Origin of the sequence: Pseudomonas sp. PS02302 (assembly GCF_029959585.1) — a bacterium.
GTDB lineage: Bacteria > Pseudomonadota > Gammaproteobacteria > Pseudomonadales > Pseudomonadaceae > Chryseomonas > Chryseomonas aestiva.
Window position 1 is genome coordinate 17,045 of the sequence record NZ_JASCON010000063.1, and the last position, 13,629, is coordinate 30,673.

12 protein-coding genes are annotated in these 13,629 nt (G+C 65.8%); 4 read left to right on the forward strand and 8 right to left on the reverse strand.

Features of this window, described 5'->3' with window-relative positions; translation table 11 throughout:
• Positions 1–46 precede the first annotated feature (46 nt).
• Positions 47–1,540 carry an aldehyde dehydrogenase gene (locus QMX82_RS18855; protein WP_282286427.1) on the forward strand — a complete coding sequence of 498 codons (1,494 nt, stop codon included), beginning with the start codon at positions 47–49 and terminating at the stop codon, positions 1,538–1,540.
• 42 nt (positions 1,541–1,582) lie between these two features.
• Here the strand turns inward: QMX82_RS18855 and QMX82_RS18860 are convergent, their stop codons facing one another.
• From QMX82_RS18860 to QMX82_RS18880, 5 genes are all read right to left on the reverse strand, one after another.
• Complete coding sequence (locus QMX82_RS18860) at positions 1,583–2,635, reverse strand: hypothetical protein (RefSeq protein ID WP_282286429.1); 1,053 nt, start codon at positions 2,633–2,635, stop codon at positions 1,583–1,585.
• Positions 2,636–2,897: 262 nt separating this feature from the next.
• Complete coding sequence (locus QMX82_RS18865) at positions 2,898–3,503, reverse strand: hypothetical protein (RefSeq protein ID WP_282286431.1); 606 nt, start codon at positions 3,501–3,503, stop codon at positions 2,898–2,900.
• Between the two features lie 12 nt (positions 3,504–3,515).
• A complete protein-coding gene (locus QMX82_RS18870; RefSeq protein WP_282286433.1) occupies positions 3,516–4,037 on the reverse strand; it encodes a hypothetical protein in 522 nt (173 codons plus the stop codon).
• A gap of 571 nt (positions 4,038–4,608) precedes the next feature.
• Positions 4,609–5,229: a guanylate kinase gene (gene gmk, locus QMX82_RS18875; protein WP_208693192.1), complete on the reverse strand. Its 621-nt coding sequence runs from the start codon at positions 5,227–5,229 to the stop codon at positions 4,609–4,611.
• Between the two features lie 10 nt (positions 5,230–5,239).
• On the reverse strand, positions 5,240–6,100 hold the full coding sequence (locus QMX82_RS18880) for a YicC/YloC family endoribonuclease (RefSeq protein ID WP_208693193.1): 861 nt from the start codon (positions 6,098–6,100) through the stop codon (positions 5,240–5,242).
• Positions 6,101–6,272: 172 nt separating this feature from the next.
• Here QMX82_RS18880 and rph point away from each other — a divergent pair, with 172 nt between their 5' ends.
• The 3 genes from rph to QMX82_RS18895 all read left to right on the forward strand — a co-directional run bounded on the left by rph (position 6,273) and on the right by QMX82_RS18895 (position 8,945).
• On the forward strand, positions 6,273–6,995 hold the full coding sequence (gene rph, locus QMX82_RS18885; protein WP_158889688.1) for a ribonuclease PH: 723 nt from the start codon (positions 6,273–6,275) through the stop codon (positions 6,993–6,995).
• A gap of 10 nt (positions 6,996–7,005) precedes the next feature.
• Positions 7,006–7,368, forward strand: a complete 363-nt coding sequence (locus QMX82_RS18890; RefSeq protein ID WP_017639343.1) for a DUF4870 domain-containing protein — start codon at positions 7,006–7,008, stop codon at positions 7,366–7,368.
• 284 nt (positions 7,369–7,652) lie between these two features.
• Positions 7,653–8,945 (forward strand): hypothetical protein, encoded by a 1,293-nt coding sequence (locus QMX82_RS18895; protein WP_187980872.1) that lies wholly within the window; start codon positions 7,653–7,655, stop codon positions 8,943–8,945.
• A gap of 69 nt (positions 8,946–9,014) precedes the next feature.
• Here the strand turns inward: QMX82_RS18895 and garD are convergent, their stop codons facing one another.
• The 3 genes from garD to QMX82_RS18910 form a co-directional block, all read right to left on the reverse strand.
• Complete coding sequence (garD, locus tag QMX82_RS18900) at positions 9,015–10,571, reverse strand: galactarate dehydratase (protein ID WP_208693194.1); 1,557 nt, start codon at positions 10,569–10,571, stop codon at positions 9,015–9,017.
• A gap of 21 nt (positions 10,572–10,592) precedes the next feature.
• Positions 10,593–11,951: an MFS transporter gene (locus tag QMX82_RS18905; protein ID WP_282286438.1), complete on the reverse strand. Its 1,359-nt coding sequence runs from the start codon at positions 11,949–11,951 to the stop codon at positions 10,593–10,595.
• 166 nt (positions 11,952–12,117) lie between these two features.
• Positions 12,118–13,155, reverse strand: a complete 1,038-nt coding sequence (locus QMX82_RS18910) for a LacI family DNA-binding transcriptional regulator (protein ID WP_282286440.1) — start codon at positions 13,153–13,155, stop codon at positions 12,118–12,120.
• Between the last annotated feature and the right edge of the window lie 474 nt (positions 13,156–13,629).

Genomic DNA, 13,629 nt, shown 5'->3' on the forward strand with positions numbered 1-13,629 from the left:
GCCTGGTTTAGGGTGGCTGCTCACCGCCATTAGCGAGGAGTCACCCATGAGCTTGCCCAGCCGCGCCGAGTGGGAGCAGCGCTTCCAAGGTCTCACCCTGGAAGGTCGCGCCTTCATCGACGGCGCCTATGTCAACGCCGCCGCCGGCGCCACCTTCGATTGCCTGAGTCCGGTGGACGGACGCTTCCTCGCCAAGGTCGCCAGCTGTGACGCCGCCGACGCCGACCTGGCCGTAGCCGCCGCCCGCGCCGCCTTCCAGAAGGGCACCTGGGCGCACCTGGCGCCGGCCCAGCGCAAGCGCGTGCTGATCCGCTTCGCCGACCTGCTGCTGGCCAACGCCGAAGAGCTGGCGCTGCTGGAAACCCTGGACATGGGTAAGCCCATCGGCGACTCCTTCAGGATCGACGTACCGGCATCGGCCAATGCCATCCGCTGGAGCGCCGAGGCCATCGACAAGCTCTACGACGAGGTCGCCCCCACGCCCCATGACCAGCTCGGCCTGGTCACCCGCGAGCCGGTCGGCGTGGTCGCCGCCGTGGTGCCCTGGAATTTCCCGCTGATGATGGCCTGCTGGAAACTCGGCCCGGCGCTGGCCACCGGCAATTCGGTGGTGCTCAAGCCCTCGGAGAAATCGCCGCTGACCGCCATCCGCGTCGCCCAGCTGGCGCAGCAGGCGGGCATCCCGGCCGGGGTGTTCAACGTGCTGCCGGGCTACGGCCATCAGGTCGGCAAGGCCCTGGGCCTGCATGCGGACGTCGATACCATCGTCTTCACCGGTTCCACCCGGGTCGCCAAGCAGCTGCTGGCCTACTCCGGCGAATCCAACATGAAGCGCGTCTGGCTGGAGGCCGGCGGCAAGAGCCCCAACATCGTCTTCGCCGATGCCCCCGATCTCAAGGACGCCGCCGCGGCGGCCGCCAGCGGCATCGCCTTCAACCAGGGCGAAGTCTGCACCGCCGGTTCGCGGCTGCTGGTGGAGCGCACCATCAAGGAGGAATTCCTGCCGCTGGTGGTCGAGGCCCTCAAGGGCTGGAAGCCCGGCCATGCGCTGGACCCCGAGACCAACGTCGGCGCCCTGGTGGACACCACCCAGCTGGAAACCGTGCTGCGCTACATCGAGGCCGGCCATGCCGAAGGCGCCACCCTGGTGGCCGGTGGCAAGCGCACCCTGGAAGAAACCGGCGGGGTCTATGTCGAGCCGACCATCTTCGACGGCGTGAGCAACGCCATGAAGATCGCCCGCGAAGAAATCTTCGGCCCGGTGCTTTCGGTGATCACCTTCGACACCGCCGAAGAAGCCGTGCAGATCGCCAACGACACCCAATACGGCCTGGCCGCCGCGGTCTGGACCCGCGACATCTCCAAGGCCCACAAGACCGCCCGCGCCCTGCGCGCCGGCAGCGTCTGGGTCAACCAGTACGACGGCGGCGACATGACCGCGCCCTTCGGCGGCTTCAAGCAGTCCGGCAATGGGCGCGACAAGTCCCTGCACGCCTTCGACAAGTACACCGAGCTCAAGGCCACCTGGATCAAGCTGTAAGCCCCATCAGGCTGATCCCGGCCGGGATCAGCCTGCAACCCTTCAGCGCTGCTGGATCGTCGCCTGGTTACCGAAGCCGTTCTGCGTGATGCGCGCCGTGGAACCGATCTGGTCGATCACCGCCGAATGGGCGTCGCCGGTCTGGCTGATCATGGCACTGGCGCCGCTGAAGCTGTCCGGCACCGTGTCCTGGATGATGGACGCCAGGTTGCCATTGCCCTGCTGCTGGATCTCCGCCTCCACCCGCACGCCGCTCTGGACGAAGCTCGCCTGGTTAGCATCGCCCGCGCTGGTGCCGGCGATCCGGGCTTCCAACCCGGTCTGGGTGGCGCTCAGCTCGTTGGCGTTACCCTGCTGGCTAAAGGTGATGTCGCTGAAGCCGGCACGCTGCGATAGCGTCGCCTGGTTCGCATTGCCCGTCTGCGTCAGCGCCAGGGCACTGCGATAACGACTGGTCAGCTGATCCGCCTGCACACTGTTGTCAGCGCCTTGCTGGCGCAAGGTGGCGCTGCCGCCGGCGAAGGACACGTTCTGCGTCAGCTGCACGGCGTTGCCGTTGCCGGTCTGCACCACCTCGGCCACCCCACCGCTGCGCTGCTCCACCGTCAGCCGGTTACCATCGCCGGTCGCGGTCGCCCGCAGCTCGTTTCCGCCGAAACCCGCCTGGCGCACGCTGTAGACGTTGAGATCGCCCGCCTGGTGCAGATAGGCGGAAGCCGCATTGCCGCGCTGCTCCAGCTCCAGGCTGTTGCCCGCGCCGCCGCCGATCTGGGTGAGGTCGGCGAAGTGGTTGCCGTTTTCCAGCTGGGTCACGGCGATCTGCTGATTACTGCCTTGCTGGACGATCTGCAGGCCGTTGCCGCTGGACGTCTGCTCGATCCGCGCCTGGGCACCGAAGGCCTGGCGCTGTTCCAGCGTCGTGCGATTGCCGTCGCCGCGCTGCAGTTGCTCGACGGTGTTGGCGCGCCCGTCGCTCTGATTCAGGGTGGCCTGGTTGTCATTGCCGGCCTGGGTCAGGCTGATGCTCTGCTCGACGGCGAAGGCCGGCGCCGCGAGGCCGGCGAGCAGGGCCGCCAGCAAGGTAGGGGTCTTCATGACGGTCTTCCGCTCCAGTGACAGCTACCGGGGGCAGGACGACTAGCCGCGAGTCCGGCCAGATGCCAGAATCGACCGTACTGCAAGGGCGGCGCCGCCTACGAGCGGCCCGTGCTGAGTGTGGTCAGCCAGGCACCCTCTGCCATCCATCCAAAGAGCGGTTTCGACGAGCGTAGGCAGGCGCCTGCCTGAGCGTTCGGCCGTGCGCCCCTGGCACAGCCAGTGCCGGGTCACCATGACCCGGCACTGGCGCGGGCCGGAGCTAGCGATAGACGTGGTAGGTGGCGTATCTGCTCACCTCCACGCTGCCGCTCCAGCTGCTGACCACCCGCTTGGAATCCCAGTCGTACCAGTGCATCCCGGGTGGGTTGGAGATGCCTCGTGAACAACTGCCGGTCCGTACCCAGGCACCGCGGAACTTGCCGCTCTTCCAGCGCCGTTCCACCACCTGGATGGGCTGCGCCCGATAGCCCGGTTCTATCCTCACGCCCCAGGTGAAGGCGGTACTCATCGAGCGATCCTGCTTGTAGCTGCCATCGACGCCGAGGATGCTCAGGTATTTGCCGATGAAGGGCAGCTTCTCCCCGTTGAGCTTGACCCCTACCGACCAGCCGTAGCTGGAGGTCTTGGTCTCGCCCCAGGTATAGGTACAGTCGATAGTCCCGGTGCTCGAGCAGCGGAAGATCGGTCCACGCCAGATCCAGTCCTCCCAGGTCTTGGCGGCCTGCTGGGTGGAAAAGGCCCGGGAACCGTCACCCAGGATGACGGGCTCGGTGTGGTTGGTGAAACACTCGCCCGCCTGCACCAGACCGGTCGAAAGAATGAAGCCGAGCGCCCCGACCAGGGTGGATTTCACGAAGGTGTTCATGGCTTTGGTCCCTCAAAGTCCGAAGACGTTTTCGATGGTGTTGCTCGCCTGGTCCTGCTTGTTGCTCTGGGCCTTGCTCGCGGACAAGGCATCGGCGCGCGCGGGCCGATCGACGGGGGTTATCAGCAGGCCAGTGTCCTTCTCTGGCTTCTTCACCATCAGGGCATCCGCCTCGACGGTCATGCCCAGCGCCAGGGCCGCGTTCTCACTGGCGAGGTGCTGACCGGGCTGATTGTCGAAGATCACGCGCTTGCCTTGATCGAGGGCGTTGTTGATCTCCTTCTTGACGTTGCCGTCGACCTGCACGTTGGGCCCGACCACCAGATAGTCGTATTCGCCACCCGTGACGATCTTGGTGTCTTCCGCCTTCAATCTGTTGAGGACGAATCCGGCATTGCCCAGCACCTTGAGCCGCAAGTAAGGGCCCGTACTCAAAGACTCGGCTGCCTGGGCGGTAGTCCCCAACAGCGTTGCCAACATCAGCGTGGCCACAGGTTTTAATGTCATATCGAACGCTCCTGTTACGACAGTCATGTCAAAAATGAAAGTCCCATTGAAATACCGAAAGCCCCCGCGAAATGCTCAACTACGCGGCTCTGGCAGTTCTAGCGGACAGCAGGAGACCCTTTACCGAAGTCAGCTCCGATAATTGTTTCCCTGACAGTGCTCAGGTAATCATACAACCGCTAACGGCAACGACCTTGATAGCTAAATGCCCGCCTTTAGCCCACGGGCAACTTCGCTAGCCGTCCAGAAAAAGCCTAGCCAAAGTTTCTTTAAACAAATAGCAACGATTGGCGATCTGGCGAGAAAGATCAGCCACAAGGAGCAGGCTTTTGTTTTAATCTTTTTATATAGACATATAAAAAGCGGCCCTACATTCAAATAGAGCCAATGATCGTCAAAGGGTGATTAATCTTGTTCGCGTAAAACCAGATAAATAACGCGACTGCCAAAACATCGACAGCCGTCGCCGGCCCGAGGCGACGCCCAGGAAAAATGTAACCAGATATTTCATCACTGGAGGACCCGTCGAATGCCCGGCCCGGAGGCCACCCGGAGCAGCCAGGCCCACGCCCTGAGCGCGCGGGCCGCGAGGCGGGTATCAGCCCAGCAGATCCACCAGCAGGTCATCGTGGCGGCGCTGCTGGCGATCTAGGCGCAGCTGGCGGGTGCGGAAGATCGACTTGAGGTCCTCCAGGGCGCTGGCGAAATCGTCGTTGATGATCAGGTAGTCGTACTCGACATAGTGGCTCATCTCGCTCACCGCCTCGCGCATGCGGCGCTCGATGATTTCGGCGCTGTCCTGGCCGCGATTGTCCAGACGCTGGCGCAGCGCGGCCTGGCTCGGCGGCAGGATGAAGATCGACTGGGCGTGGGGCAGCTTGCGGCGGACCTGCTGGGCGCCCTGCCAGTCGATTTCCAGGATCAGGTCGTGACCTTCGGCGAGGTCACGTTCCAGCGCGGCCTGGGAGGTGCCGTAATAGTTGCCGAACACCTCGGCGTGTTCGAGGAAATCGCCATGTTCGAGCAGGTTGGTAAAGGTCGCGCAGTCGACGAAGTGGTAGTTCACCCCGTCCGCTTCACCCGGGCGCATGGCGCGGGTGGTGTGGGAGACCGACAAGCGGATGTCGGGCAGGGCATCCAGCAGGGCCTTGACCAGGCTGGTCTTGCCAGCGCCGGAGGGCGCGGAAACGATGTAGAGGGTGCCGGGAAGGGCTGTCATGAGAGTTCGCCTATTCGATGTTCTGCACTTGCTCACGCATCTGTTCGATGAGCACCTTGAGATTGATGGCCGCCTGGGAGGCCCGGGCGTCGATGGCCTTGGAACCCAGGGTATTGGCCTCGCGATTGAGTTCCTGCATGAGGAAATCCAGCCGCCGTCCGGCCGCGCCGCTACCCGCCAGGACCCGCCGCACCTCGGCCACATGGGTTTCCAGCCGATCCAGCTCCTCGGCCACGTCGCTCTTCTGCGCCAGCAGCACCAGCTCCTGCTCCAGCCGCGACGGTTCGAACTCGACGCCTGCCTCGGCGCAGCGCTCGAGGATACGGCGCCGCTGCAGGGCCAGCAGCTCGGGCAGCAGCGCGCGCAGTGTCGCCACCTCCGCCAGCACCTGGGCCAGGCGCTCCTCGATCAGGCGCGCCAGTTCGCGACCCTCGCGCTGCCGGCCGTCGAGCAATTCATCCAGCGCCGCCTCGAACAGCGCCAGGGTCTGCACCTTGAGTTCGGCGCCATCCACCTCGGCACCCGCCAGCACCCCGGGCCAGGCCAGCACGGCCAGGGGGTCGAGCTTGGCCGGGCGCGCGATCAGCGCGGCGATGTCTTCGGCAGCGGCCACCAGCTGCGCGGCCCGGCGGGCATCGACGCGCAGGGCGGCGCTCTCGTCGCGTTCCTCGCGCAGCACGCACTCCAGCTTGCCCCGCGACAGTCGCCGACGCAGTGCCTCACGCACGCCGGACTCCAGATCGCGAAAGGTCTCCGGCAAGCGCAGGTGGGGCTCCAGGTAGCGGTGATTGACCGAGCGCAACTCCCAGCTCAGGGTGCCCTGGGGCCCCGGCCGCTCGACCCGGGCGAACGCCGTCATGCTGTGCACCATGGCAGGATCCTCGTCTGACGATGCGCGGATCTGGGGCGATCCCGAGCGACCACGCATGTAAAACGCACGATTCTAGCGCACCTGATCGGAGCGACCCAATGCATCCGTGTCGCATGAACCGGACGCTCTCTATACTATGGGTCTGATATCTACGCCTTACAGGAAGCCCGCAATGAAGCGTCCCAGTGGCCGCGCCGCCGATCAGCTGCGCCCCATCCGCATCACCCGTCAGTACACCAAGCACGCCGAGGGTTCGGTTCTGGTGGAATTCGGCGATACCAAGGTGATCTGCACCGCCAGCGTCGAGGCCGGGGTGCCGCGCTTTCTCAAGGGCAAGGGCCAGGGCTGGCTCACCGCCGAATACGGCATGCTGCCGCGCGCGACCGGCGAGCGGAACCAGCGTGAAGCCGCCAAGGGCAAGCAGGGCGGTCGGACCCTGGAGATCCAGCGGCTGATCGGTCGGTCGCTGCGCGCCGCCGTCGACCTGTCCAAGCTGGGCGAGAACACCATCTACATCGACTGCGACGTCATCCAGGCCGACGGCGGTACCCGCACCGCCTCGGTGACCGGTGCCTGCGTGGCCCTGGTCGACGCCCTGGGCGCACTCAAGCGCCGTGGCAGCCTCAAGGGCAATCCGCTTAAGCAGATGGTGGCCGCCATCTCCGTGGGCATCTACCAGGGCACCCCGGTGCTCGACCTGGACTATCTGGAAGACTCCGCCGCCGAGACCGATCTCAACGTGATCATGACCGATGCCGGTGGCTTCATCGAGGTTCAGGGCACCGCCGAAGGCGCGCCCTTCCAGCCAGCCGAACTCAACGCCATGCTCGAACTGGCCCAGGGTGGCCTGCGCGACCTGTTCGAGCTCCAGCAAGCCGCCCTGCGCGGCGAGTAAGGAAGCCCTCATGCACGATCTCGTCCCCGCCCCCAGCGCCGAAGCCCGACGCTGGGCCATGCTCTGCCACTACGCCGCCTTCCTGGGCTTCGTGGTGCCCTTCATCGGTAACGTGATAGGTCCGCTGGTGGTCTGGCAGTTCAAGCGCGAGGACGACCCCTTCATCGACCGGCAGGGCAAGGAGGCGCTGAACTTCCAGCTCACCGTCACCCTGCTGCACATGATCTGCTGGCTGCTGGTGTGGGTGCTGATCGGTTTTCCGCTGATGCTGCTGGTGGCCTGCGTGGCCTTCGTGCTGACGGTGATCGCCGGCATCAAGGCCAACCAGGGCCGCGACTACCGCTACCCCCTGACCTGGCGGATGGTCAATTAGCGGGCTTTTTGTGGCCTGCTTCTGATATCCGCGCTGAGGATTTCCAGTCGGCCCGGCGTCGTTTGACAGGCGCCGCAAGCCCTCCGCTATCATCCCTTCGGCTTACTTCTCACGCCCTCGCCGCGACCGGTTTCGGTGGTCGCTGGCGGTAGCGTGCCCGCCTATGCGCTTTTGCGTCAGCAGTCCGTCGATAACGCCAAGGTGGCGTGCCCCGACGGTCCTCGCTTCTTACGTCAGGACTGGTGGCCTCCGGCGCCATCGGCATCAAGACAGGGATGATCATCATGTCGGTTGCAACCGCCACCCCCTCCCCCTTCCAGCGTGTGCTCGAATGGCGCTACTCCACCCTCATGGTGTGGACGGCCATCGGCCTGCTGGTCGTCGAGACCTTTTCCGGCTTTCTGCGCTATGCCCTGGACATGGTCGGCGCCTCGGCGCTGGTCTATCTGCCCAAGATCGCCTGTCTGGCGCTGTTTGCCCTGCAGGTGGCGACGGTCAAGCTGCCCCGGGTGATCTGGGTCGGCCTGTTCGCCGGGCTGGCCTATGCCGCTCTCGCCCTGCTGCATGGCGGGACCTTCAACAACGTGCTGTTCTCGCTGTTCGTCTACAGCCCGCTGCTGTTCGGCCTGGTCTGCGGCCGCGAATTGCTCAAGCAGCGCCGCCTGCTGGGCCGCGCCATGTTCCTGCTGCTGCTCGCCAGCCTGGTCGGCATCGCCCTGGACAAGTACACCTCGGTGCCCTGGAAAGGCTACAGCTACAACCTCGGCGGCAACGACATCGCCGGCAATACCCAGTGGGTCGCCGGTGAAGAGGACCGGATCGCCGGCTTCGCCCGGGTCTCCAACGTGCTGGCGGCGCTGATCGCGGTCTACTGCCTGTTCCTCGCGCAATTCGCCCGCTCCAGGACACTCTGGCTGGTGGTCGCCCTGGTCGGCTTCTTCGGCATCCTGCTCACCACCAGCAAGGCGCCGGCAGCGGCCTTCGCCTTTACCCTGGCGCTGATGATGACCCGCCGCTTCCAGTGGCCGACCTATGCGCTGATCCTGCTGGCGGTGGTGGGTGGCATGCTGTTGCCGGTGCTGAGCCTGATCCGCGACTTCGATCCCCTGGTGGTGATGAGCGACAGCGGCCTGGCCTCCTTCTACGATCGCCTGGTCAACACCTGGCCGAATGTCGTCGCGGAAATGAGCCGCCATGGCTGGACCGTGGAAGGCGCCGGCTTCGGCCTGTTCGGCAGCTCCATGGCCGCCTTCCCCGTGCCGGGGATCGACCTCTTCGTCACCAGCGACAGCAGCGTGGTCTATCTCTGGTGCGTGTTCGGCGTGGTCGGCATCCTCGGCTATGCCATGCAGCTGCCGGTGTTCATCCGCCTGCACACCGCGCCCGACCGCCTCAGCCACACCCTGCTGGCCATCGCCTTCTGCCTCTGCCTGATCGGCTGGACCACCGACCTCTTCGATATCGGCGTCGGCAATCTCTTCGTCGGCATCATCCTCGGCTACGTGCTGATGCGTGATCCGGAAGACGACAACCAGCCGAACCTGCGACCGATCAGCGGCAGCGCCCTGACCGATTGAGCCGCGTAGCGCGGCAATGAAAAAGGGCCGACCCCGCGAGGGATCGGCCCTTTTTCATTGCCGTGCGAATCAGGTCACCGGGGCCGGATTGAACAGCGCCAGGTCGTTGTGCAGGCGATGACGCTCGGCCCAGGTCTGGCGGCGGCCGCTGGCCACGTCCAGATAGCACTGGAAGATCTCCCAGCCCATCTCCTCCAGCGACAGCCGTCCGCTCACCACGCGACCGGCATCGATGTCGATCAGGTCCGGCCAGCGCTCGGCCAGCTGGGTGCGGGTCGAGACCTTGATCACCGGCACCATGGACAGCCCATAGGGGGTGCCGCGACCGGTGGTGAAGATGTGCAGGTTCATGCCCGCGGCCAGTTGCAGGGTGCCGCAGATGAAGTCACTGGCCGGGGTGGCAGCGAAGTACAGGCCCTTGCCGCGGATCTTCTCGCCGGGTGCGATGACCCCGGCGATGGGGCTGGTGCCCGACTTGGCGATCGACCCCATGGCCTTTTCGACAATGTTGTTCAGCCCGCCCTTCTTGTTGCCAGGGGTGGTATTGGCGCTACGATCGGCCATGCCCCGCTCCAGGTAGCGGTCGTACCAGTCCATCTCGCGGATCAGGGCATCGGCCACCTCGGGGGTGGCGGCACGCGGGGTCAGCAGGTGGATGCCGTCGCGCACCTCGGTGTTCTCGGAAAACATCACGGTGGCGCCGGCCCGCACCAGCAGATCGGCGGCCACGCCCAGGGCCGGGTTGGCGGTGATGCCGGAGAAGGCGTCGCTGCCGCCGCACTGCATGCCCACCACCAGCTCGGAAGCCGGCACCGTCTCGCGGCGGCGCCCATTGAGCACCTCCAGACGCGCCTCGATCAGCCCCAGGATCTGCTCGACCATGCCGGCGAAGCCATTGGCCGAATCCTGCAGGCGGAACAGCCACTCCTCTTCGTTCTGCCCTGCGGTGAGCTCATCACCCGGCATCAGCTGGCTGGCCTGCAGCTTCTCGCAGCCCAGGCCAATGACCAGCGCCTGGCCGCCGAAGTTGGGGTTGCGGCTGATGTTGTGCAGGGTACGGATGGGGATCACCGCATCCGGGGCGTTGATGGCCACCCCGCAGCCGTAGCTGTGGGACAGCGGCACCACGTCGTCGACGTTGGGGTAGCGCGGCAGGAGCTCCTTGCGTACCCGCTCCACGCAGTGGTCCAGCACCCCTACCACGCACTGCACGGTGGTGGTCACCGCCAGGATGTTGCGGGTGCCGACGCTGCCGTCCGGATTGCGGAAACCCTCGAAGGTGTAGCCCTCCAGGGGTTCGCCGACCTGGCCGGGCGCGGTGGCCTTGGGCAGGTTGTCCAGCGCGGGCGGCTCCGGCATGCGCAGCAGGGCTTCGGTGATCCAGCTGCCGGCGGGAACGTCCTGCAGGGCGTAGCCGATGACCTCGCCGTAGCGCACCACCTCGGCGCCCTCTGCGAGATCCACCAGGGAGACCTTGTGGCTCTGGGGAATGGCCTCGACCGTGGTCAGGCCATCGGCGAAGGCGGTGCCGGCGGCCACGCCGGGTTCGTTGACCACCACCCCGACGTTGTCCAGGGGGTGGAGCTTGATGTAGCGCGGCGAATCACGGTGATCGATCAGGTTCATATTCTTATCCTCTGCCGGGGCTCAGGCCCGGGCCGGGTCAGGCTGGGTCGCGCCCAGGATCTCGCCGTCGGCGGTCCGCAGCTCGACACGCTGGATGCGACCGACGATGAACAGGTAGCTGAACACGGCCACCAGGGCATTGGCGCCGACATAGACCAGCGCCCACTTGAAGGAGCCGGTGGCGGCGATGAGGTAGCCGATGACGATGGGGGTGGTGATGGAAGCCAGGTTGCCGAAGGTATTGAACAGGCCGCCGGAGAGCCCGGCGATCTGCTTGGGCGAGGTGTCCGCCACCACTGCCCAGCCCAGGGCGCCGATGCCCTTGCCGAAGAAGGCCAGGGTCATGAAGCCCACCACCATCCAGTCGGCGTCGACGTAGTTGCAGAAGATCATGCTGGTGGAGAGCAGCAGGCCGCAGACGATGGGCAGCTTGCGGGCGAAGGTCAGGGAACGGCCGCGGCGCAGCAGGTAGTCGGAGATCACCCCGCCGAGCACCCCGCCGATGAAGCCGCAGATCGCCGGCAGCGAGGCGATGAAGCCGGCCTTGAGGATGGTCATGCCGCGCTCCTGCACCAGGTACACCGGGAACCAGGTCAGGAAGAAATAGGTGATGGCGTTGATGCAGTACTGGCCGAGGTAGACGCCAAGCATCATGCGGTTGGTCAGCAACTGGGTGATGTAGTGCCACTTGGGCCCGCCATCGCGCTGGCGGGCGCTGTTGTCCATGTCCACCAGGCCGCCGTTGTTGCGGATGTGCGCCAGCTCCGCGGCGTTGATGCGCGGATGCTCCTTGGGATTGTGGATGTACTTCAGCCAGACCCCGGAGAAGAGGATGCCCAGGACGCCCATGATGACGAAGACGTGCTCCCAGCCGAAGTGGAAGACGATGCCGCCCATGATCGGCGCGAACAGCGCTGTGGCGAAATACTGCGCCGAGTTGAAGATCGCCGAGGCGGTACCGCGTTCGGCGGTGGGGAACCAGGCGGCGACGATGCGCGCATTGCCCGGGAAGGACGGCGCCTCGGCCAGCCCGACCAGGAATCTCAGCATGAACAGGGTGGTGACCGCCCAGGCCACCGGCAGGCCGCCGACCAGCCCCTGCAACAGGGTGAAGAACGACCAGAAGAAGATGCTGCCGGCATAGACCTTCTTCGAACCGAAGCGATCCAGCAGCCAGCCGCCGGGAATCTGCCCGGCCACATAGGCCCAGCCGAAGGCGGAGAAGATATAGCCGAGGGTCACGGCGCTGATGCCGAGGTCTTTCTGCAGGCTGGAGCCGGCGATGGCAATGGTGGCGCGATCGGCGTAGTTGATGGTGGTCACGACGAACAGCATCAACAGGATCAGGTAGCGCACCCGGGTCGGTCTTGTGGCATCCATGGGGATCCCTCTTGCGTGATTGTTTTTATTGAAGGCGCGGACCCTAGGATGATTGCGCAATCATATCTTGATGCGACAATCGGTCTCAGCCCTTGCGTTTGCCCAAGACTAAGCCATGATTGCGCAACCATACAAGTACGACGTCTAACAAGATTGGGACCGGCGGTCAGGTCGTGGCGCGGTCGATGATATGGAAACCGGTGTCGATGCGCACTGCTTCCCGGCCCTGGTCGCCCTCGTTGAAACGCTGCAGCAGTGCCTCTGCCGCCAGGGTGCCCATGCGATCGCCCTCGACACTTACCGACGACAGCGCCGGGTGCATCTGGGCAGCGCTGGAAAGATTGCCGAAGCCCAGCACCGCCAGGTCCTCGGGCAGGCGCAGCCCACGACTGGCGGCTTCCGCCATGACGCCCTGGGCGACGGTATCCGAACTGCAGACCACCACGTCGAAGGCCTCGTCACGGGCCAGCAGCTGGCGCAGGCCAGCCCGCCCGGACTCCACCAGCGCGGGGGCTGGCAGGATCTCCAGCGGCGGTTCCGCCACGCCCAGCTCGGCCAGCCGCGCGACCAGGCTGCGACAGCGGCGCAGGGCGCGGGGGTCGTCCACCGAGACCACGGCGAAACGTCGATAGCCGCGGGCATGCAGATGCTCGGCCTGGGCCCGGCCCACCGCTTCATGGGAAAAGCCCACCTGCATGTCCAGCGGGTCCTCGCCCAGGTCCCAGGACTCCACCACCGGGATGCCAGCCTGGGCCAGGCGCTGGCGACTGGCGGCGGTGTGCAGGGTACCGGTCAGCACGATGCCATCGGGCTTGCGCCCCAGCACCGCGGCCAGCAGCTGCTCTTCCTGTTCGGCGCTGTAGCCGGTCAGGCCCAGCAGGGTCTGGTAACCGGCCTGGGATAGGCGCGCCATCAGCGCCTGGACGGTCTCGGCGAAGATGGAGTGGACGATGGTCGGCACGAACAGCGCCACCAGGCGACTGCGATTGGAGGCCAGGCCGCCGGCCAGCAGATTGGGCACGTAGCCGGTGGCCTGCACCGCCGCCAGCACCTTCTCCCGCGCCGCCTCGCTGACGATCTCCGGTCGATTCAGCGCCCGCGAGACGGTGATCGGCGACACCCCGGCGACCCGGGCCACGTCGATGAGCGTGGGGGCAGCCGAACTGACCGCGACAGAGAGGGCTTTGCTGGACTTCTTGGCCATGGATCGCTTGAGACGGGAAAGAGATCGGCCATGGTAACGGTTGGGGCGGGCGGCGTCCCCGGTGAACACCGTAGCGTGGAAAACCGCGCAGCGTTTTCCACCGCGAGCCGCCGTAGGTTGGGTTGAGCGCAGCGAAGCCCAACAGGCTTTGCTCGGGGCCAGCCATGTTGGACTTCGACGATAGCGCCGTCTCAACCTAACCAACGGGCAGTAGCGTGGAAAACGGCGTAGCCTTTTCCACTGGAGCAGGGTGGCAAGGGACACCCTCACCCCAGCCCTCTCCCAGGGGGAGAGGGGGTCAGCCGAGCAGGCGTTCAGCGCCATCCGCCCTGGCCAAAGCACGATCGATCGTCGGGGCGCGCCCCATCGGCGCACCGCCACGGCTGCGATAATCCCCGTGCCAGATCTGATCGCGGCCGTGGCGGTCCGCCGCTGCGGCCGCGCCGACAGGCGATCTGGGTGCGGTAGGCGCGG

What these genes read in the sequence shown, in the direction of transcription:
- QMX82_RS18855 (WP_282286427.1), top strand. Translation starts at nt 47, where the DNA reads ATGAGCTTGCCCAGCCGCGCCGAGTGGGAGCAGCGCTTCCAAGGTCTC.
- QMX82_RS18860 (WP_282286429.1), bottom strand. Translation starts at nt 2,635, where the DNA reads ATGAAGACCCCTACCTTGCTGGCGGCCCTGCTCGCCGGCCTCGCGGCG.
- QMX82_RS18865 (WP_282286431.1), bottom strand. Translation starts at nt 3,503, where the DNA reads ATGAACACCTTCGTGAAATCCACCCTGGTCGGGGCGCTCGGCTTCATT.
- QMX82_RS18870 (WP_282286433.1), bottom strand. Translation starts at nt 4,037, where the DNA reads ATGACTGTCGTAACAGGAGCGTTCGATATGACATTAAAACCTGTGGCC.
- gmk (WP_208693192.1), bottom strand. Translation starts at nt 5,229, where the DNA reads ATGACAGCCCTTCCCGGCACCCTCTACATCGTTTCCGCGCCCTCCGGC.
- QMX82_RS18880 (WP_208693193.1), bottom strand. Translation starts at nt 6,100, where the DNA reads ATGGTGCACAGCATGACGGCGTTCGCCCGGGTCGAGCGGCCGGGGCCC.
- rph (WP_158889688.1), top strand. Translation starts at nt 6,273, where the DNA reads ATGAAGCGTCCCAGTGGCCGCGCCGCCGATCAGCTGCGCCCCATCCGC.
- QMX82_RS18890 (WP_017639343.1), top strand. Translation starts at nt 7,006, where the DNA reads ATGCACGATCTCGTCCCCGCCCCCAGCGCCGAAGCCCGACGCTGGGCC.
- QMX82_RS18895 (WP_187980872.1), top strand. Translation starts at nt 7,653, where the DNA reads ATGTCGGTTGCAACCGCCACCCCCTCCCCCTTCCAGCGTGTGCTCGAA.
- garD (WP_208693194.1), bottom strand. Translation starts at nt 10,571, where the DNA reads ATGAACCTGATCGATCACCGTGATTCGCCGCGCTACATCAAGCTCCAC.
- QMX82_RS18905 (WP_282286438.1), bottom strand. Translation starts at nt 11,951, where the DNA reads ATGGATGCCACAAGACCGACCCGGGTGCGCTACCTGATCCTGTTGATG.
- QMX82_RS18910 (WP_282286440.1), bottom strand. Translation starts at nt 13,155, where the DNA reads ATGGCCAAGAAGTCCAGCAAAGCCCTCTCTGTCGCGGTCAGTTCGGCT.